This window comes from Luteimonas sp. 8-5, from assembly GCF_029763755.1.
Classification (GTDB): domain Bacteria; phylum Pseudomonadota; class Gammaproteobacteria; order Xanthomonadales; family Xanthomonadaceae; genus Cognatiluteimonas.
In genome coordinates this window covers 1-20,205 of the sequence record NZ_JARUVM010000053.1, presented here as the reverse complement: position 1 = coordinate 20,205, position 20,205 = coordinate 1, and the positions used below count along the sequence as shown (strand labels likewise).

24 protein-coding genes and 1 tRNA gene are annotated in these 20,205 nt (G+C 68.3%); 9 read left to right on the top strand and 16 right to left on the bottom strand.

Features of this window, described 5'->3' with window-relative positions; translation table 11 throughout:
• Positions 1-4: 4 nt before the first annotated feature.
• From QAA18_RS07325 to QAA18_RS07315, 3 genes are read left to right on the top strand one after another with little or no spacing between them, the layout of a single operon-like run.
• Complete coding sequence (locus tag QAA18_RS07325) at positions 5-910, top strand: phosphoribosylaminoimidazolesuccinocarboxamide synthase (protein WP_279412236.1); 906 nt, start codon at positions 5-7, stop codon at positions 908-910.
• Positions 907-1,380 (top strand): Mpo1-like protein, encoded by a 474-nt coding sequence (locus tag QAA18_RS07320; protein ID WP_279412234.1) that lies wholly within the window; start codon positions 907-909, stop codon positions 1,378-1,380. Before QAA18_RS07325 ends, QAA18_RS07320 begins: the two co-directional genes overlap by 4 nt.
• A 1-nt stretch (position 1,381) precedes the next feature.
• Positions 1,382-2,275, top strand: coding sequence for a DMT family transporter (locus QAA18_RS07315; protein ID WP_279412233.1), 894 nt, complete (start codon positions 1,382-1,384; stop codon positions 2,273-2,275).
• On the opposite strand, the gene QAA18_RS07310 is transcribed toward QAA18_RS07315, so the two are convergent.
• The 5 genes from QAA18_RS07310 to hppD all read right to left on the bottom strand — a co-directional run bounded on the left by QAA18_RS07310 (position 2,272) and on the right by hppD (position 7,584).
• Positions 2,272-3,129 (bottom strand): NAD-dependent epimerase/dehydratase family protein, encoded by an 858-nt coding sequence (locus QAA18_RS07310; protein WP_279412231.1) that lies wholly within the window; start codon positions 3,127-3,129, stop codon positions 2,272-2,274. The two genes, QAA18_RS07315 and QAA18_RS07310, sit on opposite strands and share 4 nt — an antisense overlap.
• Positions 3,129-4,340: a Na+/H+ antiporter NhaA gene (gene nhaA / locus QAA18_RS07305; RefSeq protein WP_279412230.1), complete on the bottom strand. Its 1,212-nt coding sequence runs from the start codon at positions 4,338-4,340 to the stop codon at positions 3,129-3,131. The genes QAA18_RS07310 and nhaA overlap by 1 nt, the downstream gene beginning before the upstream one ends.
• Before the next feature lie 28 nt (positions 4,341-4,368).
• A complete protein-coding gene (locus QAA18_RS07300) occupies positions 4,369-4,971 on the bottom strand; it encodes a lectin (protein ID WP_279412228.1) in 603 nt (200 codons plus the stop codon).
• Positions 4,972-5,037: 66 nt separating this feature from the next.
• Complete coding sequence (hmgA, locus tag QAA18_RS07295; RefSeq protein WP_279412227.1) at positions 5,038-6,333, bottom strand: homogentisate 1,2-dioxygenase; 1,296 nt, start codon at positions 6,331-6,333, stop codon at positions 5,038-5,040.
• A 174-nt stretch (positions 6,334-6,507) separates the two neighbouring features.
• Entirely contained in the window at positions 6,508-7,584 is a 1,077-nt protein-coding gene (gene hppD / locus QAA18_RS07290; RefSeq protein ID WP_279412226.1) for a 4-hydroxyphenylpyruvate dioxygenase, read from the bottom strand.
• Positions 7,585-7,658: 74 nt separating this feature from the next.
• On the opposite strand from hppD, the gene QAA18_RS07285 reads away from it, so the two are divergent.
• Entirely contained in the window at positions 7,659-8,132 is a 474-nt protein-coding gene (locus QAA18_RS07285; protein WP_279412224.1) for a MarR family transcriptional regulator, read from the top strand.
• Here QAA18_RS07285 and QAA18_RS07280 read toward each other — a convergent pair.
• Positions 8,129-8,584 carry a DUF6265 family protein gene (locus tag QAA18_RS07280; protein WP_279412222.1) on the bottom strand — a complete coding sequence of 152 codons (456 nt, stop codon included), beginning with the start codon at positions 8,582-8,584 and terminating at the stop codon, positions 8,129-8,131. The genes QAA18_RS07285 and QAA18_RS07280 overlap by 4 nt on opposite strands.
• Before the next feature lie 91 nt (positions 8,585-8,675).
• Here QAA18_RS07280 and QAA18_RS07275 point away from each other — a divergent pair, with 91 nt between their 5' ends.
• On the top strand, positions 8,676-9,509 hold the full coding sequence (locus tag QAA18_RS07275; protein WP_279412221.1) for an AraC family transcriptional regulator: 834 nt from the start codon (positions 8,676-8,678) through the stop codon (positions 9,507-9,509).
• 55 nt (positions 9,510-9,564) lie between these two features.
• On the opposite strand, the gene QAA18_RS07270 is transcribed toward QAA18_RS07275, so the two are convergent.
• Positions 9,565-11,067 carry an oligopeptide:H+ symporter gene (locus QAA18_RS07270; protein ID WP_279412220.1) on the bottom strand — a complete coding sequence of 501 codons (1,503 nt, stop codon included), beginning with the start codon at positions 11,065-11,067 and terminating at the stop codon, positions 9,565-9,567.
• Between the two features lie 87 nt (positions 11,068-11,154).
• On the bottom strand, positions 11,155-12,054 hold the full coding sequence (locus tag QAA18_RS07265; protein WP_279412219.1) for a tryptophan 2,3-dioxygenase family protein: 900 nt from the start codon (positions 12,052-12,054) through the stop codon (positions 11,155-11,157).
• A gap of 48 nt (positions 12,055-12,102) precedes the next feature.
• Here QAA18_RS07265 and pdhA point away from each other — a divergent pair, with 48 nt between their 5' ends.
• Genes pdhA through QAA18_RS07245 form a run of 4 tightly spaced genes read left to right on the top strand, consistent with a single transcriptional unit; the run spans position 12,103 to position 15,992 of the window.
• On the top strand, positions 12,103-13,179 hold the full coding sequence (gene pdhA, locus QAA18_RS07260; protein ID WP_279412218.1) for a pyruvate dehydrogenase (acetyl-transferring) E1 component subunit alpha: 1,077 nt from the start codon (positions 12,103-12,105) through the stop codon (positions 13,177-13,179).
• The gene (locus QAA18_RS07255) at positions 13,172-14,176 is read left to right on the top strand and encodes an alpha-ketoacid dehydrogenase subunit beta (protein ID WP_279412216.1); all 1,005 of its coding nucleotides are present in this window, start codon (positions 13,172-13,174) and stop codon (positions 14,174-14,176) included. Before pdhA ends, QAA18_RS07255 begins: the two co-directional genes overlap by 8 nt.
• Positions 14,177-14,187: 11 nt before the next feature.
• Complete coding sequence (locus QAA18_RS07250) at positions 14,188-15,591, top strand: dihydrolipoamide acetyltransferase family protein (protein WP_279412215.1); 1,404 nt, start codon at positions 14,188-14,190, stop codon at positions 15,589-15,591.
• A gap of 14 nt (positions 15,592-15,605) precedes the next feature.
• Positions 15,606-15,992 carry a VOC family protein gene (locus tag QAA18_RS07245; RefSeq protein ID WP_279412214.1) on the top strand — a complete coding sequence of 129 codons (387 nt, stop codon included), beginning with the start codon at positions 15,606-15,608 and terminating at the stop codon, positions 15,990-15,992.
• A 62-nt stretch (positions 15,993-16,054) separates the two neighbouring features.
• Here QAA18_RS07245 and QAA18_RS07240 read toward each other — a convergent pair whose 3' ends face one another.
• The 8 genes from QAA18_RS07240 to QAA18_RS07205 all read right to left on the bottom strand — a co-directional run.
• Positions 16,055-16,357 (bottom strand): hypothetical protein, encoded by a 303-nt coding sequence (locus tag QAA18_RS07240; protein ID WP_279412213.1) that lies wholly within the window; start codon positions 16,355-16,357, stop codon positions 16,055-16,057.
• The gene (locus tag QAA18_RS07235) at positions 16,354-17,661 is read right to left on the bottom strand and encodes a tryptophan--tRNA ligase (RefSeq protein ID WP_279412212.1); all 1,308 of its coding nucleotides are present in this window, start codon (positions 17,659-17,661) and stop codon (positions 16,354-16,356) included. The genes QAA18_RS07240 and QAA18_RS07235 overlap by 4 nt, the downstream gene beginning before the upstream one ends.
• A gap of 76 nt (positions 17,662-17,737) precedes the next feature.
• Positions 17,738-17,941, bottom strand: a complete 204-nt coding sequence (locus QAA18_RS07230) for a CsbD family protein (protein ID WP_279412211.1) — start codon at positions 17,939-17,941, stop codon at positions 17,738-17,740.
• Positions 17,942-18,016: 75 nt separating this feature from the next.
• Entirely contained in the window at positions 18,017-18,193 is a 177-nt protein-coding gene (locus tag QAA18_RS07225) for an entericidin A/B family lipoprotein (protein WP_279412209.1), read from the bottom strand.
• Positions 18,194-18,325: 132 nt separating this feature from the next.
• Positions 18,326-19,249: an arginase gene (gene rocF / locus QAA18_RS07220; protein ID WP_279412208.1), complete on the bottom strand. Its 924-nt coding sequence runs from the start codon at positions 19,247-19,249 to the stop codon at positions 18,326-18,328.
• 31 nt (positions 19,250-19,280) lie between these two features.
• Positions 19,281-19,356 (bottom strand) — tRNA-Thr (locus tag QAA18_RS07215).
• Positions 19,347-19,826, bottom strand: a complete 480-nt coding sequence (locus QAA18_RS07210; protein WP_279412207.1) for a hypothetical protein — start codon at positions 19,824-19,826, stop codon at positions 19,347-19,349. Before QAA18_RS07210 ends, QAA18_RS07215 begins: the two co-directional genes overlap by 10 nt.
• A gap of 12 nt (positions 19,827-19,838) precedes the next feature.
• The coding region (locus QAA18_RS07205; RefSeq protein WP_279412204.1) for a type III pantothenate kinase at positions 19,839-20,205 on the bottom strand (367 nt) is incomplete at its 5' end.

Below are 20,205 nucleotides of genomic sequence, written 5' to 3'. Positions count from 1 at the left end.
CTGCGTGGCGACAACCCTGCTCGAGGCCGACCTGCCCGGCCTGCCACTCCGCCATCGCGGCAAGGTCCGCGACGTGTTCGAACTGCCTGCCGACAACGACGGGCCGCGGCTGCTGATCGTGGCCACCGACCGCCTCAGCGCCTTCGACGTCGTGCTCCCCGACCCGATCCCGGGCAAGGGCGAGATGCTTTGCCAGATCAGCAACTTCTGGTTCGCGCGCACCGCGCACCTGGTTCCGAATCACCTCACCGGCGCCGACGTGGCCGGCGTGTTGCCGCCCGGCGTCGATCCCGCGCTGTACGCCCAGCGGGCAGTGGTCACCCGCAAGCTCAAGCCCGTGCCGGTCGAGGCCATCGCCCGCGGCTACGTGATCGGCAGCGGCTGGAAGGACTACCAGCGCACCGGCCGCATCAGCGGCATCGCCTTGCCCGACGGCCTGCGCCAGGCCGAGAAGCTGCCGCAGCCGATCTTCACCCCGTCGACCAAGGCGGCGGTGGGCGACCACGACGAGAACATCGATTTCGACACCATGGTGCGCACGGTCGGCGCCGACCTGGCCGAGCAGGTGCGCGACGCGACGCTGCGCCTTTACGCCTTCGCCGCCGAGTACGCGGCGGAGCGCGGCATCATCCTGGCCGACACCAAGTTCGAGTTCGGCACCGATGCCGACGGCCGCCTGTACGTGATGGACGAGATGCTCACCCCGGACTCCTCGCGCTACTGGCCCGCGGACCAGTACCAGGTCGGCAGCAGCCCGCCGAGCTACGACAAGCAGTTCGTGCGTGATTACCTGGAAACGCTGGACTGGGACAAGACCGCGCCCGGCCCGCGCCTGCCGCCCGACGTGATCGAGCGAACGCGTGCAAAATACGCCGAGGCCCTGGAACGGCTCGCGGGGATTACGACATGAGCGAAGAACGCGCCATCGACCGCTGGTTCGCGCATTACTCCGGCGACCATCGCAACACCACCAACCAGCGCATCCACGTGGTCGCCGTGCCGGCGATCCTGTGGAGCGTGGTCGCCCTGCTGTGGTGCATCCCGGTCGTCGGCACCCTGTTCCAACCCGGCCTGTGGGCGGCGCTGGCGATGTTCTTCGCCTGGTCGTTCTACTTCCGCAATTCGCGCAAGCTCGGCTACGGCATGCTCGCCGTGTTCGTATTGATGGCCTGGGCCACGCGCTGGCTGCACCTCACGCTGGGCACCACGCAATTGTTGTACCTGGCCATCGGCGTGTTCGTGGTCGCCTGGATCGCGCAGTTCGTCGGCCACAAGATCGAAGGCCGCAAGCCGAGCTTCCTCACCGACCTGACCTACCTGCTCATCGGCCCGGCCTGGGTGCTGGCCAAGCTCTATCGCAAGCTCGGCTGGTCCTACTGACTTGGGCCTGCGCGGCCGCGACCTGCTGCTGGTGCTGGTGATCTGCGTCGCCTGGGCGCTGAACTTCCTCACCTCGGCGTGGGCGCTGGCGGAAATCCCGCCGTTCCTGTTCACCGCCATCCGCCTGGTGATCCTGGCGCTGTTGCTGTCGCCCTTCATCAAGGCACCGCGCGGAGGACAGTGGCCGCTGATGTTCGCGGTCGCGGTGTGCAACGGCGTACTGCATTTCGGCCTGAGCTTCTGGTCGCTGCAGCTTGCCGGCAACCTGTCGTCGCCGGCGATCGTGATGCAGAGCTACGTGCCGATGGCCGCGCTGCTGGCCTGGTGGTGGCTGGGCGAGCGCTTCGGCTGGCGTACCGGCCTGGCCATCGCGGTCAGTTTTGCCGGCGTGCTGGTCCTGGGCTTCGATCCGATGGTGCTGCAGGCGCCGGCTTCGCTGCTGCTGATGCTGGTGTCGGCGGTGTTCCTGGCGATGGGCACGGTGCTGATGCGCCAGCTCAAGGGCGTGGACATGTTCAGCGCCCAGGGGTGGACCGCGATCATCGGCCTGGCACCTCTGCTGGCCCTGAGCGCGTGGCTGGAACCGGGCGCCTTCGCCGGCCTGCGCAACGCGACCTGGGTCGGCTGGGGCGGTGCGGCGTACTCGGCGATCGGCTCGTCGCTGCTCGGCCACGGCCTGTACTACGTGCTGGTGCAGCGGCATCCGGTCGCGCAGGTGACTCCGTGGCTGCTGCTGTCGCCGGTGATGGCGGTGATGCTGGGCCTGTGGGTGTATGGGGACGACCCAGGCCCGCAATTGTTGATCGGCGGGGCGATGGTCCTCGGCGGCGTGCTGCTGATCGCGTTGCGCGCGCTGAGCAAGGCGCGGACGCTGCCGACACCCGAGGGGATTTAGGCCCGCGATTCGAAGACGCGTGGGTCGAAGCGGCGAGGTGCGTAACCGAAATCGCGCTGCGCCGGCGTGGCGTCGAACACCAGGTCCGTGCGCAGCCGCGCCACCGCACCGGCGTCGAAGCGCTCGCCCTTGCCGAGCAGCCGCATGGCATGCACGGCCAGGGCGAACAACGGCGCCGGCACCTCGACCAGGCGCGCTGGCGGCTGCAGCGAGGCCAGCGTGCGCGCGACCATCTCGCGCCAGGGCAAGGTCTCGCCACCGGGCAGCGCGTAGTCCCTGCCGTGAGCGGCGGGCGAATCGCAGGCCGCGACCGCGGCCGCAGCGAGATCGTCGACATGCACGGGCTGGCGCAATCCGATGGCCCCGCGCGGCACCGGCAGCCAGCCGAACCGGCGCGCTGCGCCGGCCAGGCGGGTGATCGTGCGGTCGCGGCCCGCGCCGTAGACCAGGGTCGGGCGCAGCACCGTGGCGGCAACGCCGCGCCCACTGGCGGCCTCGTGCAGCTTGCGCTCGGAACTGCGCAGCAACAACGACAGCGCGCGCTCGGCCGGATCGGCGGCCCCGGCCTTGGTCGATGCGCTGGTGGAACCGAAGGCGACCACGCGCGGCGTGGCGATCGACGACGTCGCGAACCAGTTCGCGAACAGGTCCAGCGGCCCGCAGCTGAACACCGCGTCGACCGCGCCCGGCAATCCGCCGCAATCCGGAAATCCGCCCCGGTGCCAGTGCAACCCGGGCTGGTCCGTGCGCGCCGTGCGCGACAGCGCATCGACTTGCCAGCCCGCGGCGAGCAGCCGCGGCAGCAATGCCGCCCCGATCTGTCCGCTGCCGCCGAAGACCAGGGCCCTGCGCATCAGTCTCCGCGCGCCGGCGGGAGCACCGCGCGCAGCCAGACCATGCCGATCGTCGCAGCGAGGACCGAAGCCGCGAGCACGCCGAGCACCGCTTCCTCATATCGCAAACCCTGGTAGGCGAGCGATGCGATGAACAGGCTCATGGTGAAGCCGATGCCGCACAACAGGCCGAGCCCGACCATGGCTCGCAGATCCATGCCCTTCGGGAATCGCGCCCAGCCGATCGCCCGCATCAGGACGGCCGCGCCGACGATCCCGATCGGCTTTCCGAATACCAGGCCGAGCACGATGCCCAGCGGCAACGCAGCCAGTGCGTCTCCCAACTGCAGGTCGCCGAGCGCCAGTCCCGCGTTGACGAATGCGAACAGTGGAAGGATTGCGTAAGCCACCCATGGATGCAGTGCGTGCTCCAGGTACTCCAGGGGCGAATGCTCGACCTCGTCCGGAATCGCGTTGCGCCGGTCCACATGCGGGATCATCAGGCCCGTCGCCACACCGGCCAGGGTGGCATGCACCCCGGATTTCAGGGTGCACACCCACAAGGCGACACCCAGCAGCATGTAGGGCGTCAGCGCGGTGACGCCGCGGCGGTTCAACACGAACATGGCGACGAGCACCGCACCTGCCCACATAAGCGCCACGGGCGACAATCCGTGCGAGTAGAACAAGGCAATGATCACGATCGCGATCAGGTCGTCGACCACCGCGATGGTGGACAAAAGCAGCTTCATGCCGTGCGGGGCCCGCGACCCCAATAGTGCCAGCACGCCAAGCGCGAATGCGATGTCGGTCGCGGTCGGCACGGCCCAGCCGCGCATCGCCGCGTCATCGCCGCGATTGAGCGCCGTGAACAGCAAAGCCGGAACCGCGACGCCGGCGCAGGCACAAACCAGCGGCAGCACCAGGCGGTCGCGGCCTGCAAGTTGCCCCGTCAGGGATTCCCGCTTGATCTCCAGCGAGACCAGCAGGAAGAACACCGCCATCAGGCCGTCGTTGATCCACAACAGCAGCGGCTTGGCGATCTGCAAGTCGCCGAACACCACGGCGACAGGGATGTCGCGGAAGCCGTCGTAGAACTCCGCGAGCGGCGAGTTGGCGAACAACAGCGCCAGCATCGCTGCGCCGATGAGCAGGATGCCGCCGGCCGCTTCCAGGCGCATGAAGTCCGCGAGGGCGCGGATGGCGCGGGTAGTCAGGGGGAGTGCCGTCATCCCCCCAGTCTAGCAACTGCCCGGGAGGCTACGAACACCCCTCGACGTAGTCGACCTGCGGTTCGACGCCCGCACGCCACTCCGTGACCGTGCCGGTGTCGTCGGTCGAGAACACCAGCTTGCCGTCGCCTTCGGGCGCGTCGACCTTGAGGTAGCTGCCACCTGCCACGTACTTGTGCGGACTCTCGACGACATCCGGATACAGCTCGCGGATCTCGTCCGCGCCCATCCCGGTGCGGCCGCCGCCCGGCGCGACTTCCCGATCGTTGCCGACGTCGTAGCGCACGAACTGGCCGCCTTCGAACATCAGCGCGAAGTACGAAGGGGCGTTCTCCCAGACGGGATTGAGGTAATGGCACTCCTCGCTGGCTTCGCCGTTGAGTTCCTGGCCGAAGGCGGCACGCGCCTCGGCCTCGGTCATGCCGAAGCGCATGTCGCCATAGCCGTCGTAGCGCGCCTGCCCCGGTACGGCCGCGGGCGGACCCACCGGCGCGGTGGCCGGCGGCACGTCCTGGTCGGGCTGGTCGAGCGGTGGAGGCGTTGCATCCCCGCCGGCCGCGGCGGGCGGCGTCTCCGCATTGCAGGCGGCCAGTGCGAGCACCAGCAGGGACAGCGACAGGCGACGGACCATGGCACGCTCCATTGCGATGAATGCGCAAGGAGCGTAACCGGCGCCGGTGAACGGCTTGCGAAAACCTCAGCGCGGCGCGGTGAAGTGCTTGCGCAGCCCGGCCCAGCACGCCTGGTAATCGCGCTGCCGGTGCGCGGCCTCGAGCGCCTGGCGTGTCGGCCGGATCACCGCCCGGGTTTCGAACATGAAGGCCATCGTGTCGGCGATGACGTCCGGCTTCGACAGGTCGGCGTTGCTCGCCTTCTCGAACGTCGCCGCATCCGGCCCGTGGCCGGTCATGCAGTTGTGCAGCGACGCGCCGCCGGGCGCGAAGCCCTCGGCCTTGGCGTCGTAGGCGCCATGCACCAGGCCCATGAACTCGCTGGCGACGTTGCGGTGGAACCACGGCGGCCGGAACGTGTCCTGCGCCACCAGCCAGCGCGGCGGGAAGATCGCCAGGTCCATGTTGCCGACGCCGGGCGTGTCGGAGGGCGAGGTCAGCACCAGGAAGATCGACGGATCGGGATGGTCATGGCTGATCGAGCCGATGGTGTTGAAGCGGCGCAGGTCGTACTTGCACGGCGCATAGTTGCCGTGCCACGCGACCACGTCCAGTGGCGAATGGCCGATGTCCCCGCGCCACAGGTGGCCCTGGAACTTGGCGACCAGCTCGAAGTTGCCCTCTTCGTCCTCGTAGGCCGCGACCGGGTACAGGAAGTCGCGGGCGCCGGCCAGGCCGTTGCTGCCGATCGGCCCCAGGTCGGGCAGGCGCAGCTGCGCACCGAAGTTCTCGCACACGTAGCCGCGCGCCGCGCCGCCGGGCAGCGACACCGCGAAGCGCACACCGCGCGGGATGATCGCGATCTCCTGCGGTTCGACCTCGAGTACGCCCAACTCGGTGGCGATGCGCAGCCGGCCCTGCTGCGGCACGATCAGCAACTCGCCGTCCGCGTCGTAGAACCACCGGTCCCGCATGTCGGCGTTGGCCGCGTACAGGTGGATGCCGACCCCATGCAGCGCCGCCGGCCCGCCGTTGCCGGCCATGGTGAACAGGCCATCGACGAAATCGACCGTTGCACCGGCTTCGGGCATCGGCAGCGGATTCCAGCGCAACTGGTCCGGCGTCACCGGGCCGTCGCCGAAATCGTTGTGGAAGGCGCTGGCGCCAGTGTACGGGGAGAACTGCCCGTGCATCGCCGCCGGCCGGATCCGGTACAGCCAGCTGCGGCGGTTCTCGCTGCGCGGCGCCGTGAACGCCGTACCGCTCAGCTGCTCGGCATACAACCCGTGCGCCACCCGCTGCGGCGAATTCCGCCCCACCGGCAGCGCCCCTTCAAGCGCCTCCGTCTCGAACGAATTCCCGAACCCCGACATGTACTTCATCGCTACTCCAGGGAGAGCATTTTTTGCCACGGATTACACGGATGAACACGGATAAACACATGTAAAGCAAAAATCGAGTGGCTCCTGGCGCTCGAGTCGCCTCGCCCAACTACCTTCTTGCTTTTGCCCTATCCGTGTCCATCTGTGCTCATCCGTGGCTAAAAAGCTGTTGCTTTAAAGGACGCCGCGCTTGATCTGGTCGCGCTCGATGGACTCGAACAGGGCCTGGAAGTTGCCTTCGCCAAAACCTTCATTCCCCTTGCGCTGGATGATCTCGAAGAAGATCGGGCCGAACGCGTTCTGGGTGAAGATCTGCAGCAGCTTGCGCTGCTTGGTCTCCGGGTCGGCATCGATCAGGATCGCATTGCGGCGCAGGCGATCGACGTCCTCGCCATGGTTCGGCACGCGCTGGTCGATGACGTCGAAATACGCATCCGGCGTGTCGAGGAAGGCGATGCCCGCATCGCGCATCTTCTCCACCGTCTCGTAGATGTCGTCGGTGAACAGCGCGATGTGCTGGATGCCCTCGCCCTTGTACTCGCGCAGGTATTCGTTGATCTGGCTCTTCTCGTCGCTGGACTCGTTGAGCGGGATGCGCACCACGCCGTCGGGCGCGGTCATCGCCTTGGAGAGCAGGCCGGTCTTGGCGCCCTTGATGTCGAAGTAGCGGATCTCGCGGAAGTTGAACAGCTTCTCGTAGTAGTCCGACCACTTCTGCATGTTGCCCAGGAACAGGTTGTGGGTCAGGTGGTCGATGAAGGTCAGGCCGAAGCCCTTCGGGTGCTGGTCCACGCCCTGCAGCGGGAGGAAATCGGCGTAGAGATCGGTGCGGCCGTCGTCCACCAGGTACAACATGCAGTCGCCGATGCCCTTGATCTTGAGCGTGTCGACCGCGCCCTCGGCCTGGACCTGCTCGCCGCCATTGGCCAGCACGTGGGCCAGCACGTCGGCGGTGGGCTTGCGGAAGCGGATGGCGAAGCCGCAGGCCGACGGACCGTGCCCGGCGGCGAAGCGCGACGCGAACGAATCCGGATCCTCGTTGAGCAGGAAGTTGATCGTGCCCTGGCGATACAGGGTGATGTTGCGCGACGTGTGCTGCGCCACGGCGGTGAAGCCGAGGTTCTGCAGGTAGCTGCGCATGGCGTCGCCCTGGCCTTCCGGCGCGGCGAACTCGACGAACTCGAAACCGTTGATCCCCATCGGGTTCTCGAAGGTGGTGACGGTCATTCCAAGGTTCGGCTGTGCGCTCATGGGGTCTCCGGGCTTGCGTGTGGCGGTCCAACGTTATAGTTTCATATGAAACCATTTGCAAGCCGCCCCGCAGCATGACCGACGCCCCCGCTCCCGACGCCCTCAAGCTCGAGCACTTCCTGCCCTACCGGCTGAGCGTGCTGTCCAACCGGATCAGCGACGCCATCGCCCGGGAGTACTCGCAGCGCTACGCCCTGGGCGTCACCGAGTGGCGGGTGATGGCCGTGCTCGGCCGCTGGCCGGGCCTCACCGCCAGCCAGGTGGCGCAGCGCACGGCCATGGACAAGGTGGCGGTGAGCCGCGCGGTGGCCAGCCTGCTCAAGGCCGGCCGGCTGTCGCGCACCGCCGATGCCGGCGACCGGCGGCGCGCGTTGCTGAAACTCTCGTCCGCCGGCCAGGCGATCCACGATGAAGTGGTGCCGCATGCCCGCGCTTTCGAGATGCGACTGCTCGACGGCATCCGCATCGATGAACGCGCGTCGCTGTTCCGGCTGCTCGACCGGCTCGACGAACTGGAATTGCGCGCCGAGGCGGCAGCCGCCGGCTAGCTCCCGCAGCGCCGGTATTCGAACGGAATCCGCAGCTCCGCGCCATCCTCGCCAGGCCCGGCGATCCACGCACTGAGTCCATCGCCGTTGCGGCGATATTCGACGCGATTCGGGAAATCGTGCGCCTCGTTGGCGAAGCGGATCCAGCCTTCGCCACGGTCCTCCATCGCGAATACCGTCGGCGGCACGCCATTGGGCTGCACGTGGAAGCTTGCGGCATCGCCGTCGACCACGATGCGCATGAACTCGAACGACTCGACCTTGCCGTCGCGCACCGTGCGCGACATGCCCATCAGCATGTCGCCGGCCTGCGGCAACCAGGCTTCATCGATGCGGCGGCCGTCATTCCCGCCGCACCATCGGCCTTCCAGCCATGCGAGGTCCGCCTGCGCCGTGCCCGACGCAAGCGCCAACCCGCACCCCACCGCCCATATCGCCTTCATTGCCTGCATGGCCGCCTCCCGTGTTGGACCGTTTCCAGCCTAGCCACTCCGACCGCACCGGCGCTTGTAAAAACGCGCGGGGCAATGCTCAGATGCGTCCATGCGCTACGTCGAGCATTCCCCGCCCCAGGACCTGCGCCGGCACGTGGAGTGCCTGTGGGAGCTGCGCGACGAAGACCCGGCCGATGCCGTGCAGGTGGTGTATCCCGATGGTCGCTGCGAACTGCTGGCGGAGCTGGCCACGCCGCTGCGCTTCCAGGGCCCCGATGGCGAAGTACGCGCCGACGAGGCGCTGGCCTTCGCGGCGCAGCAGCGCGGCCCGATCCGCCTGCAGGCGACGGGGCCGGTGCATTGCTTCGGCCTGCGGCTGGCCGCGGCCGCGAGTTCCCTGGTCGCCGGCACGCGCCTGCCGGCGCTGCGCGACAGCGCGCCGGACATGCGATTGCTCGACCCCGCATTCGCTGGCGATTTCGAATCCGCCGCGCGGGCCAGCGCGGCGACCGATTCTCCGGAGCCCTTGTGGCAGGTGATGCGCGGCCGTTGCGCGGCGTTCGTGCCGGACGCCATCGTCGAAGCCGCCGTAACCCTGATCGACGACAACGCGGGCGACGTGCGCATCGGCGCGCTTGCCGCGCAACTCGGCGTACCGCTGCGCAACCTGCAGGCCCGGTTCCTGGCCGAGGTCGGAATGTCACCGAAGGAGTACGCCCGCGTTCGGCGCCTGCGGGCCTTGTTGCGCACCCTGGACGAAGGCCCGGCGACGATCGCCGACGCGGCGGCGCGCCATGGCTACGCCGACCAGGCCCACGCCACCCACGACCTGGCGCGCTGGACCGGCACCACGCCGGCGCGGCTGGTGCGAGCGTTGCACGCCGATCGCGACGGCGACGGGACGTTGCGCCTGGCCGCGGCCTTCATCCGCGGCGCGGCCTGAAAAGGAAACGGCGACCGAAGTCGCCGTTTCACATGATTCGCGGCTTCCGCCGCTCCTACTTGACGCCGTGCATGAGGCGCTGGATCAGCGGGGCGATCAGGAACAGCAGCACGCCGCAGCCCACCAGCGCCCAGAAGCCGAAGGTGTAGCCGGCGTGCGCCGACGCCACGGTCATGCCGGTTTCGCCGCTGACGTGGCTGGCGAAGATGCCCGACAGGTTATTGCCGATGCCGGTCGACAGGAACCAGCCGCCCATGCCGAGGCCGACGAGGCGCACCGGGGCGAGCTTGGTGGTCATCGACAGGCCGATCGGCGACAGGCACAACTCGCCGATCGACTGGATCACGTACACCGCGACCAGGGTCCACAGCGGGATCTTGCCGAAGGAGTCCACCAGGCTCGACAGCGCGAACATCAGCAGCAGGAACGCCAGGCCGTTGAAGATCAGGCCCAGGCCGAACTTGCGCGGGATCGACGGATTGGCGCGGCCCAGCCTGATCCAGATCCAGGCGATCACCGGCGCCAGCGTGAGGATCGCGACCGAGTTGACCGACTGGAACCAGGCCACCGGGAACGTCCAGTCGCCGATGACGCGGTCGACGATGCCGTCGGCGAGGAAGTTGAACGAACTGCCGGCCTGCTCGAAGAAGCACCAGAACAGCACGTTGAACGCGAAGATGATCAGCATCGCCAGCGCCTTGTCGCGCGCCACCGGGCCGTTGCGGATGCCCTCGACCATGATCATCGCGCACAGCGCCAGGAACAGCGCGGTCAGCACCCACTGCAGCGCGGCGGCGTCGATCGCCAGCAGGAAGTAGATGCCCGGGATCGCCACGATCGCGCCCAGGAACACCCACAGCACGCGGCTCTTCTGCTCCTCGCCCTCGATCGGGCGGCCGATGCCCTGCAGCTGCCTGCGGCCGAACCAGAACCACACCAGGCTGATCAGCATGCCGATGCCCGAGGCGATGAACACGATCTTGTACGAGGGCATCGCATCGGTGCCGAATACCTTGCTGGCCAGGTAGCCGGTCAGGATCGGGGCCAGGAACGCGCCGCCGTTGATGCCCATGTAGAAAAGGGTGAAGCCGGAATCGCGACGCTCGTCGCCGCTCGAATACAGCTTGCCGACCATGGTCGAGATGTTGGGCTTGAACAGGCCGTTGCCCGCGATCACGGTGGCCAGGCCGAACTTGAACACCGTCTCGTCCGGGTAGGCGATCATGAACAGGCCGGCGGACATGATCACCGCGCCCAGCAGGATCGAGCGCTGGTACCCGAGCACCTTGTCGGCGATGTAGCCGCCGAAGATCGCCGCCGCGTACACCAGCGCGAGGTAGGCGCCGTAGACGCGGTTGGCGGGGGCCTCGCCGGTGCCCGAGCCGTCGTAGAACTGGGCCACGATGTAGAGCACCAGGGCCCAGCGGATGCCGTAGAAGGCGAACCGCTCCCAGAACTCGGTCATGAACAGCATCCACAAGGGCTTCGGATGCCCCATGACCTGCTTGAACTCAGGAATCGGCGCTTCGTTGGCGCTCGTGCTGACGGCTCCGCTCATGCGGTCTCCCCTGTGGAATTGGACCGCCGGAGCATGTCCGACCGATGCAGCGGCGTCAAACGCGCTAACGCGTGGTGCAGCGCAACATCAGGGGCTTGGGGGGCCTGAATACGCGCCGCCGGGCCCGATCGAGGTACGCACCTCGAACAGTTCCGGGAAGAAGGTCAGGTCCAGCGCCTGCTTCAGGAAGCCAACGCCGGACGAGCCGCCGGTGCCGCGGCGGAAGCCGATGATGCGCATCACCGTGCGCATGTGGCGGAAGCGCCAGAGCTGGAACTGTGTTTCCAGGTCCACCAGGTCTTCGCACAGGTGGTACTCGGCCCAGTACGAGGCCGTGTCCTCGTAGATGCGCTCGAACACCGGCAGCAGCGCCGGGTCGGAAACGTGCTGTCGGGTCCAGTCGCGCTCCACGTGGGACTCCGGCACGGCATGACCGTGGCGCGCGAGATAGCGCAGCAGCTCGTCGTACAGGCTGGGGGCTTCCAGCGCCGCGCGCAGCCTTTCGCTGCCTTCCGGATCGTGGGCGAACACCTTGAGCATGCCGGCGTTCTTGTTGCCCAGCAGGAACTCGACGGTGCGGTACTGCAGCGACTGGAAACCCGATGACGGCCCCAGCACTTCGCGGAATTCCATGTAGTCGGAGGGGGTCAGCGTCTCCAGCACCGACCACATCTCGGTCAGCTGGCGCAGCACCGCCTTGCAGCGGGCGAAGATCTTCTGGCACGGCCCGAGCTCGTCGCGTTGCAGGTGCGCGACCGCGGCGCCGAGCTCGTGCACAAGCAGCTTCAGCCACAGCTCGGAGACCTGGTGCTGGACGATGAACAGCAGTTCGTCGTGGTGCGGCGGGTTCGACAGCGGTTCCTGTGCCGACAGCAGCCGGTCCAGGCGCAGGTAGCCGCCGTAGGTGATGCGCCCGGCCAGGTCGGTATGGATGCCGGCCTCGAGCGGCCGCTGGTTGCCCCTGCTACCCACGTCTTCGGTGCCCATCCGGGCATTTTCGCTAGAATGGCGGTTCTGCCGCAACAGGGCCCGAGCATGACCGTCGCCGCCAAGTTCGAGATCGAATACCTGCAATACCTGGATGCCGACGGCAAGGCCGTGTCCGAGCTGCCGAAAGCCTTCAAGGACCCCAAGGTCCTGCTGCCGCTGTTCAAGCAGATGCTGTACGTGCGCACCTTCGACACCAAGGCGATCGCGCTGCAGCGCACCGGCAAGCTGGGCACCTACGCCGCCTGCCTGGGCCACGAGGCGACCCACGTCGGCATCGGCGCGTCGATGAAGCCCGAGGACGTGTTCGCGCCCAGCTACCGCGAGTACGGCGCCCAGTTCATGCGCGGCGTGCTGCCGCGCGAAGTGCTGATGTACTGGGGCGGCGACGAGCGCGGCAACGACTTCCAGGGTCCGAAGAACGACTACCCGTGGTGCGTTCCGATCTCCACCCAGTGCCTGATGGCGTCGGGCGCGGCGCTGTCGTTCAAGCTGCGCAAGCAGGACCGCATCGCGGTCGCGTGCTGCGGCGACGGCGGCTCGTCGAAGACCGACTTCTACGCCGCGCTGAACTCGGCCGGCGCGTACAAGCTGCCGCTGGTGCTGTGCGTGATCAACAACGGCTGGGCCATCTCGGTGCCGCGCAAGTCGCAGACCGGCGCGCAGACGCTGGCGCAGAAGGGCCTGGCCGGCGGCCTGCATTGCCTGCAGGTGGACGGCAACGACCTGATCGCCGTGCTCGAAGCGATGCGCCGCGCCACCGAGCGAGCGCGCACGGGCGAAGGCGGCAGCGTGATCGAGTTCATGACCTACCGCCTGCACGACCACACCACCGCAGACGACGCGCGCCGTTACCGCGGCGAGGACGAGGTCAAGGCCGCCTGGACGCGCGAGCCGATGCTGCGCCTGCGCAAGTACCTGGAGAAGGCCAAGGCCTGGGACGCGAAGCAGGAAGAGGCGTGGCTGGAGGAATGCGGCCGGAAGGTGGACGTGGAGATCAACGCCTACCTGGAAACCAAGGTACAACCGGTGGAAGCGATGTTCGATTACCTCTACGGGGAACTGCCCGCGGAACTGGCGGCCCAGCGCGAGCAGGCCATTGCCTGGGAGAAGCGCAATGGCTGAACAGAAGACCAGCGCGCCGGCGCCCATCACCCTCATCGAGGCGATCACCCAGGCCATGGCCTACGAGATGCGCAACGACGACAGCGTCGTCGTGCTCGGCGAGGACGTCGGCGTCAACGGCGGCGTGTTCCGCGCCACCGCCGGCCTGCAGCAGGCGTTCGGCGACGAGCGCGTGCTCGACACTCCGCTCGACGAGACCACCATCGCCGGCCTCACCGTCGGCATGGCCTCGCAGGGCATGAAGCCCGTGGCCGAAGCGCAGTTCGACGGTTTCATGTACCCGATGGTCGACTTCATCGTCTGCCACGCCGCGCGCATGCGCTACCGCACCCGCGGCCGCCTGACCTGCCCGATGGTGCTGCGCGTGCCATGGGGCGGCGGCATCCGCGCGCCCGAGCACCACAGCGAAGCGAACGAATCGATCTTCACCAACGTGCCGGGCCTGCGCGTGGTCATGCCCTCGTCGCCGGCGCGCGCCTACGGCCTGTTGCTGGCTGCGATCCGCGATCCTGATCCGGTGATCTTCATGGAGCCCAAGCGAATCTATCGCCAGTACAAGGAGCTCGTGCCGGACGATGGCGAGGCCCTGCCGCTGGACGTGTGCTACGTGCTGCGCGACGGCACCGACCTGACCCTGGTGACCTGGGGCGCGCAGGTGAAGGAAACGCTCGAGGCTGCCGATGCGTTGGCGAAGGACGGCATCAGCGCCGAAGTCATCGACGTGGCCACGCTCACCCCGCTGGACTTCGACACCATCGCCGAATCGGTGGCCAAGACCGGCCGCTGCGTGATCGTGCACGAAGCGGCGAAGACCGCCGGCTTCGGCGCCGAGATCGCCGCGCGCCTGGCCGAGGAATGCATGTACGACCTGGTTGCCCCGGTCGAGCGCGTCACCGGCTACGACACCCACATCCCGCTGTTCCGCCTGGAGATGAAGTACCTCCCGAGCGTGGACAAGATCGTCGCCGCGGCCAAGCGCGCCCTGGCCCATTCCTAGGAAGGACACCGATGAGCAAGAAATTCCTGCTGCCCGACCTCGGCGAAGGCCTGCCGGACGCCACCATCGTCGAGTGGTACGTCAAGGAAGGCGACACCATCAAGCTCGACGAGAACCTGGTCTCGATGGAAACCGCCAAGGCCGTCGTCGACGTGCCCTCGCCGGTCTCCGGCAAGGTGCTCAAGCTCGCCGGCGGCCCCGGCGACGTGATCGTCACCGGCACCATGCTGGCGGAGTTCGAAATCGACCCGTCGCTGCCGCAGCGCGCGGAGGGCCAGGACACCGGCCACCACCATGGCGGTGGCGGCCATGGCGTGGGCAGCGAGGATCCCGCGCCCGACGACAAGGTCGTGGCGTCCGACGAGGGCGGCGCGATCGAGGACGCCGACAGCGGCGACGGCGATGCCGGCACCGTGGTCGGCGCGATGCAGTCCTCGAACGCGGTGCATACCGAAACGGCCGTTGCGGTGGGCGGCGTCAAGGCGATGCCGGCTGTGCGCGCGATGGCGCGCAAGCTCAAGGTCGACCTGTCGCGCGTGCGCGCCACCGGGCCGGACGGCACGGTGACCATGGCGGACGTGAAGCAGGCGGCGGCGGATGGCAACCTGCTCCCCTCTCCCGCTGGCGGGAGAGGGGCTGGGGGTGAGGGTGCGCCCTCATCCGCCCCGCTGCGCGGGGCAACTTCTCCCGCGAGCGGGAGAAGGGATGAAGCCGATCGCACCAGGGTTTCCGCGTCGGGCAAGCCGATGCGCACACAGCCGCCGGGCGTGTCGGTCTCCGGGCAGCCGGAGCAGCTCAAGGGCGTGCGCCGCAACATGGCGCGGGTCATGGCCGATGCGCATGCCAACGTCGTGCCGACCACCCTGGTCGACGACGCCGACCTCCATGCCTGGCTCGGCAAGCAGGACATTACCGCGCGCCTGGTCCGCGCCATCGTCGCCGCATGCAAGGCGGTGCCGGCGCTCAATGCCTGGTTCGATGGCGAGAAGCTCACCCGCACCATGCATCCGCACGTGGACATCGGCATCGCGGTCGACACCGACGACGGGCTGTTCGTCCCGGCCCTGCGCAATGCCGACATGCTCGACGCCAACGGCGTGCGCGGCGCGATCCAGCGCCTGCGCGCGCAGGTGCAGGACCGCTCGATCCCGGCCAGCGAACTGTCCGGCTACACCATCTCGCTGTCGAACTTCGGCATGTTCGCCGGCCGCTATGCGACCCCGGTGGTGGTGCCGCCGACCGTCGCCATCATCGGCGCGGGCAAGCTGTCCAACGACGTGGTCGCGGTCATCGGCGGCATCGAAGTGCATCGCCGCATGCCGATCTCGCTGACCTTCGACCATCGCGCCGCGACCGGCGGCGAAGCCGCGCGCTTCCTCAAGGCGCTGCTGGACGACCTGTCGCTGCCCAACTGAACCGGACGGCCCCCATGGCACACCGCAGCCGCCTCGCAGGATTCATCATCGACTGCAACGTCGACGACCTCGACCCCGCCGCGGCGTTCTGGAGCGACGCGCTGGGCATGCCGGTGACCGACAGGGAAGCCGGCCTGGACGGCGCCGAATACCAGAGGCTGGGCGACACGCCCAGTGACCTGCACATCGAGGTGCAGAAGGTCGCCCACCCTTCGCGCGTGCACCTGGACATCGAATCCGACGACATCGACGCCGAGGCCGCGCGCCTGGAGAAGCTGGGCGCGAAGAGGATCGGTTTCGTGAAGCGCTGGTGGGTCATGGAAGCGCCGACCGGCCAGCGCTTCTGCGTAGTGCGCATGAGGCACCCCGGGAAGGGCGCTCCGCCCAACGAGTGGCCGTAGAAGAAAAAAGGGGACGGAGGTAATTAAGCGCATGCGCTTAATTACCTCCGTCCCCTTTTTTTCTACCTGATCACGGCGCGGCGGACGAAGACCGCGATGGTCAATGCCAGCAGGTAGACGCCGTAACCGGCCGAGGTCGCCAGGATCTGCGGCCACATTTCGCCGTACTGGCGATCGGCGTAGCCATGCGCCCAGCGTAGCGTGGCGATGAACGCCAGCAGCGCGACGACCAGCGCGGCGATGTCGAACAGGCGGCGCCCGGCGTTGCGCGGCTGCCGCGGATAGACCCAGAACAGCACCGAGAGGATCAGGAACCACGGCGCGAACAGGATGAGCGCCAGGTCGGGCACGGACGACAGGTTCATGCCTTGGCCTCTTCGGCCGCGCGCAGGGCCTCGAGCGCACGCGCGACTTCGTCGCCGGCGACGCCCTCGCCCAGCGCCACGTCGGCGTCAGGCCGCGCGAAGCCGCCGCGCTTGAGCGCGGCCACGCGCTGGCCGGCATCCTTCGGCGAGTCGAAACCGCGGCTGACCAGCAACAGGCGATCGCCGTCGACCAGCTTGAAGTGGAAGCGGCCGTCGCTTTCCCGATACTGCTTGAACGCCGGCAGCGCGGCCTTGGGCGAACGTGCGCCCTGCGCCTCCCTGGCCGTGGCCGTCGACAGGTCGCGCAGGCCGACCGCATGCCGCAGCTCGCGCAGGAACGGCGTTGCATGCTGTTCGCGCAGCCGGCGCGCGCCCTCGCGCAGCTGCTCCTCGATGCGCGCGGGATTGGCGATCAGCGTCTCGTAGCGCTCGCGCAACGGCGCCACTTCCGAATCGATGCGTTCGAACAGCGCCTGCTTGGCATCGCCCCACGCGATCCCGTCCGCATAGGCCTTGCGCATGGCCGCGGTTTCCTCCGCGCTGGCGAAGGCCTGGTAGATCTCGAACAGCGCCGAGCCGTTCGGGTCCTTCGGCTCGCCGGGCGCGCGCGAGTCGGTGACGATGGAGAACACCAGCTTCTTCAGCTCCGCGCGCGGCGCGAACAGGGCAATGGTGTTGTCGTAGCTCTTGCTCATCTTGCGGCCGTCGAGGCCCGGCAACGTCGCCACCTGTTCCTCGATCGCCGCTTCGGGCAGGGTGAAATAGTCGCCCCCGTATAGGTGGTTGAAGCGCTGGCCGATGTCGCGCGCCATCTCGATGTGCTGCACCTGGTCGCGACCGACGGGCACCTTGTTCGCATTGAACAGCAGGATGTCGGCGGCCATCAGCACCGGGTACATGTACAGGCCGCCGGTGATCCCGGCGTCGTCGTCCTCGCCGGCCTCGCGGTTGCGGTCGACGGCGGCCTTGTAGGCGTGGGCACGGTTGAGCAGACCCTTGCCGGCCACGCAGGTCAGCAGCCAGGTGAGTTCGGCGATCTCGGGGATGTCGCTCTGGCGGTAGAACCGCACCTTCTCCGGTTCCAGGCCGCAGGCCAGCCAGGCCGCGGCGATCTCCAGGGTCGAGCGCTGCACCCGCGCCGGATCCTGCACCTTGATCAGGGCGTGGTAGTCGGCGAGGAAATAGAAGCTCTCCACGCCCGGGGCACGGCTGGCGGCAATCGCCGGGCGGATCGCGCCGACGTAGTTGCCCAGGTGCGGGGTGCCCGAGGTGGTGATGCCGGTAAGGACGCGTTGGGAGGCCATCGGTCCAGTTTACCGGAGCCGAAACGACAACGGCCCGGGGTTGCCCGGGCCGTTGTCGTGCGGCGTCGACGCCGCGTCAGGAGTCGAGGGTGCGCTCGAAGTCGCGGACCTCGTTCTCGGCGCGGTCGCGGTCCCAGCCGTACTGCTCCTGGAGCTTGCCGGCGAGGTACTTGCTGTCGCCCTCGGCGACGTCGAACACGTCATCCGTGAGGTCGCCCCACTTCTGCTGGGCCTGGCCCTTCAGCTGGGTCCACTTGCCGGCGATGATGTCCTTGTTCATGCATTGCACCTCTGGTTGCGGGGGAACGGCCAGTGTCGCAATCCGGCCGTTACCGTGCGGTCAAGGGCAGCACGCTCAGGGGCAGTTGCCTTCCTGGTCGTCGTGGCAGTCCTGGGCGGTGTCCTTGATGGAATCGCCGGCCGACTCGATGTCCTTGCCGACGCCCTCGACCGTATGACAGGCGGACAGCAGGCCCATCGACAGCATCGAGATCAGGATCGCCGACGCGAAATGCTTGCGGTTGATTTGCATGTGCCTCTCCTTGGGTTCCTTGGGAGCGAACGGCGGCTGCCGTCGTGCGTCACATGGAAGCCCGGAGCGCGTGAATTCGGCGTCGTCCCGCCGGTCACCGGCGGGTCGCCATTCAGGCATGTGCCTGCTGCGTCAATCCCGCATCAGCGTGGACTTGCCGAACAGGCTCTCGACCAGGTCCACCGACACCCGCGCAGTCTCGTTGCGGTTGTCCAGCAGCGGGTTGAGCTCGACTATGTCCAGCGAGCCGAGGCGGCCGCTGTCGGCGATCATTTCCATCACCAGTTGCGCTTCGCGGTAGCCCGGGCCGCCCGGCACGGTGGTGCCCACGCCCGGCGCGATCGATGGATCCAGGAAGTCCACGTCGAAGCTCACGTGCAGGTGGGTGTCGGCGTCCATGCCCGCCAGCGCTTCCTCCATGGTCCGCTTCATCCCGACCTCGTCGATGTAGCGCATGTCGTAGACGTCGAGGCCGTGTTCCTTGACCAGGCGCTTCTCGCCTTCGTCGACCGAGCGGATGCCGATCTGGCGCACGTGCGCCGGCAGGATCGCAGGCTTGCTCCCGCCCAGCGTGGTCAGCGCTTCGGGACCGATGCCGCACAGGCAGGCCACCGGCATGCCGTGGATGTTGCCCGATGGCGTCACGTCGTGCGTGTTGAAATCGGCGTGCGCGTCCAGCCACAACACCCGCAGCTGCTTGCCCGTCTCGCGGCAATAGCGCGCCACGGCGGTGATCGAGCCGATGCCCAGGCAGTGGTCGCCGCCCATCATGATCGGCATGCGCCCGGTCTTCAGTTCGGCGCCGACCGCATCCATGACCGCACGGTTCCAGGCCACCACTTCCTGCAGGTGGCGATAGCCCTCCACCGGGGGCTGCCACGGATTGCGCGGGCCCTCCAGGTTGCCACGGTCGATCACGTCGATGCCGCGCGCGACCAGCGCTTCGGCCAGGCCGGCGATGCGCAGCGCATCGGGTCCCATCAGCGCGCCGCGATGGCCCGCGCCCACGTCGGTCGGGGCGCCGATCAGCGATACCGGCGGATAACGACGGCTCATCGGCTGTCCTCCATGGAATGGTGTATGTCCGTGGTGCCGGCACCCGGATTCGAACTGGGGACCTACCGCTTACAAGGCGGTTGCTCTACCAACTGAGCTATGCCGGCGTCGAGGCGGCGATTCTAGCGCAGCGCGCGGGGAAGCCCGCCGCCTGCAGGGCATCGACCCGGCGTTGCGCACCGTCCAGGGTGCTGAACAGCCCCAGCGCGATGCTGCTTGCATCGCCCTCGCGCATCACCAGGAAGTCGCTGAAGCCGGCCGCGCCGATGCGCGCGGCCATCGCCTGCGCTGCCTCGGCCGACTCCAGGTCCGGCAGGTAGACGCGCCAGTTCGTGCCCTGCCCGGCAGGGCCGCGACATGCGCCGGGGGCAGCCGGCGCCGCCGAGGACGTCGCCGCCGGGGCCTGGTTGCCGGGCGTGTCGTCGTCCGCCTGGGTCGATTCGTCGAGCAGCTGCAGCCGCGGCACGCCGGAAGGCTGCGGTACGGCGGGCGCAGGCGGCGCATCGTGCAGCACCCACCACGCGGCGACGCCAAGGTTCAGGACCAGCAACAGGACGATGGCGGCGCGGATGAGCATGCGGCGTCGATTCTATCGGCCGGCCGGTGGATTGGCACTGGCCCATCGCGCCAGGCCTTGCAGCACCAGCGCAGGCGCATGCACCGCGCCGGCCAGGCGCGGCAGCAGTGCCGGTGCACCGCCGCCGTGCAAGAGCAGCTCCGGCACCTCGCCGCCCAGCAACCGTGCGGCTTCATCGCGGCTGCGCGCGAGCAGCGCCAGTGCCGCGCCTTCGCAACCGGAGGCCAGCGCATCGTCGGTATCGGCGGCGAATTCGCTGTAGGTGCCGCCGCGCCCGGGCAGTACCGGCGCGCGCGCATGCAGGGCCACGCGCATCAGGTCCGGCGACGGCGCGATCCTGCCGCCGCGGTGCAGGCCTTCCGCATCCAGCAGGTCGACG

What these genes read in the sequence shown, in the direction of transcription:
- QAA18_RS07320 (WP_279412234.1), top strand. Translation starts at nt 907, where the DNA reads ATGAGCGAAGAACGCGCCATCGACCGCTGGTTCGCGCATTACTCCGGC.
- QAA18_RS07310 (WP_279412231.1), bottom strand. Translation starts at nt 3,129, where the DNA reads ATGCGCAGGGCCCTGGTCTTCGGCGGCAGCGGACAGATCGGGGCGGCA.
- nhaA (WP_279412230.1), bottom strand. Translation starts at nt 4,340, where the DNA reads ATGACGGCACTCCCCCTGACTACCCGCGCCATCCGCGCCCTCGCGGAC.
- QAA18_RS07300 (WP_279412228.1), bottom strand. Translation starts at nt 4,971, where the DNA reads ATGGTCCGTCGCCTGTCGCTGTCCCTGCTGGTGCTCGCACTGGCCGCC.
- hmgA (WP_279412227.1), bottom strand. Translation starts at nt 6,333, where the DNA reads ATGAAGTACATGTCGGGGTTCGGGAATTCGTTCGAGACGGAGGCGCTT.
- hppD (WP_279412226.1), bottom strand. Translation starts at nt 7,584, where the DNA reads ATGAGCGCACAGCCGAACCTTGGAATGACCGTCACCACCTTCGAGAAC.
- QAA18_RS07285 (WP_279412224.1), top strand. Translation starts at nt 7,659, where the DNA reads ATGACCGACGCCCCCGCTCCCGACGCCCTCAAGCTCGAGCACTTCCTG.
- QAA18_RS07280 (WP_279412222.1), bottom strand. Translation starts at nt 8,584, where the DNA reads ATGCAGGCAATGAAGGCGATATGGGCGGTGGGGTGCGGGTTGGCGCTT.
- QAA18_RS07275 (WP_279412221.1), top strand. Translation starts at nt 8,676, where the DNA reads ATGCGCTACGTCGAGCATTCCCCGCCCCAGGACCTGCGCCGGCACGTG.
- QAA18_RS07270 (WP_279412220.1), bottom strand. Translation starts at nt 11,067, where the DNA reads ATGAGCGGAGCCGTCAGCACGAGCGCCAACGAAGCGCCGATTCCTGAG.
- QAA18_RS07265 (WP_279412219.1), bottom strand. Translation starts at nt 12,054, where the DNA reads ATGGGCACCGAAGACGTGGGTAGCAGGGGCAACCAGCGGCCGCTCGAG.
- pdhA (WP_279412218.1), top strand. Translation starts at nt 12,103, where the DNA reads ATGACCGTCGCCGCCAAGTTCGAGATCGAATACCTGCAATACCTGGAT.
- QAA18_RS07255 (WP_279412216.1), top strand. Translation starts at nt 13,172, where the DNA reads ATGGCTGAACAGAAGACCAGCGCGCCGGCGCCCATCACCCTCATCGAG.
- QAA18_RS07250 (WP_279412215.1), top strand. Translation starts at nt 14,188, where the DNA reads ATGAGCAAGAAATTCCTGCTGCCCGACCTCGGCGAAGGCCTGCCGGAC.
- QAA18_RS07245 (WP_279412214.1), top strand. Translation starts at nt 15,606, where the DNA reads ATGGCACACCGCAGCCGCCTCGCAGGATTCATCATCGACTGCAACGTC.
- QAA18_RS07240 (WP_279412213.1), bottom strand. Translation starts at nt 16,357, where the DNA reads ATGAACCTGTCGTCCGTGCCCGACCTGGCGCTCATCCTGTTCGCGCCG.
- QAA18_RS07235 (WP_279412212.1), bottom strand. Translation starts at nt 17,661, where the DNA reads ATGGCCTCCCAACGCGTCCTTACCGGCATCACCACCTCGGGCACCCCG.
- QAA18_RS07230 (WP_279412211.1), bottom strand. Translation starts at nt 17,941, where the DNA reads ATGAACAAGGACATCATCGCCGGCAAGTGGACCCAGCTGAAGGGCCAG.
- QAA18_RS07225 (WP_279412209.1), bottom strand. Translation starts at nt 18,193, where the DNA reads ATGCAAATCAACCGCAAGCATTTCGCGTCGGCGATCCTGATCTCGATG.
- rocF (WP_279412208.1), bottom strand. Translation starts at nt 19,249, where the DNA reads ATGAGCCGTCGTTATCCGCCGGTATCGCTGATCGGCGCCCCGACCGAC.
- QAA18_RS07210 (WP_279412207.1), bottom strand. Translation starts at nt 19,826, where the DNA reads ATGCTCATCCGCGCCGCCATCGTCCTGTTGCTGGTCCTGAACCTTGGC.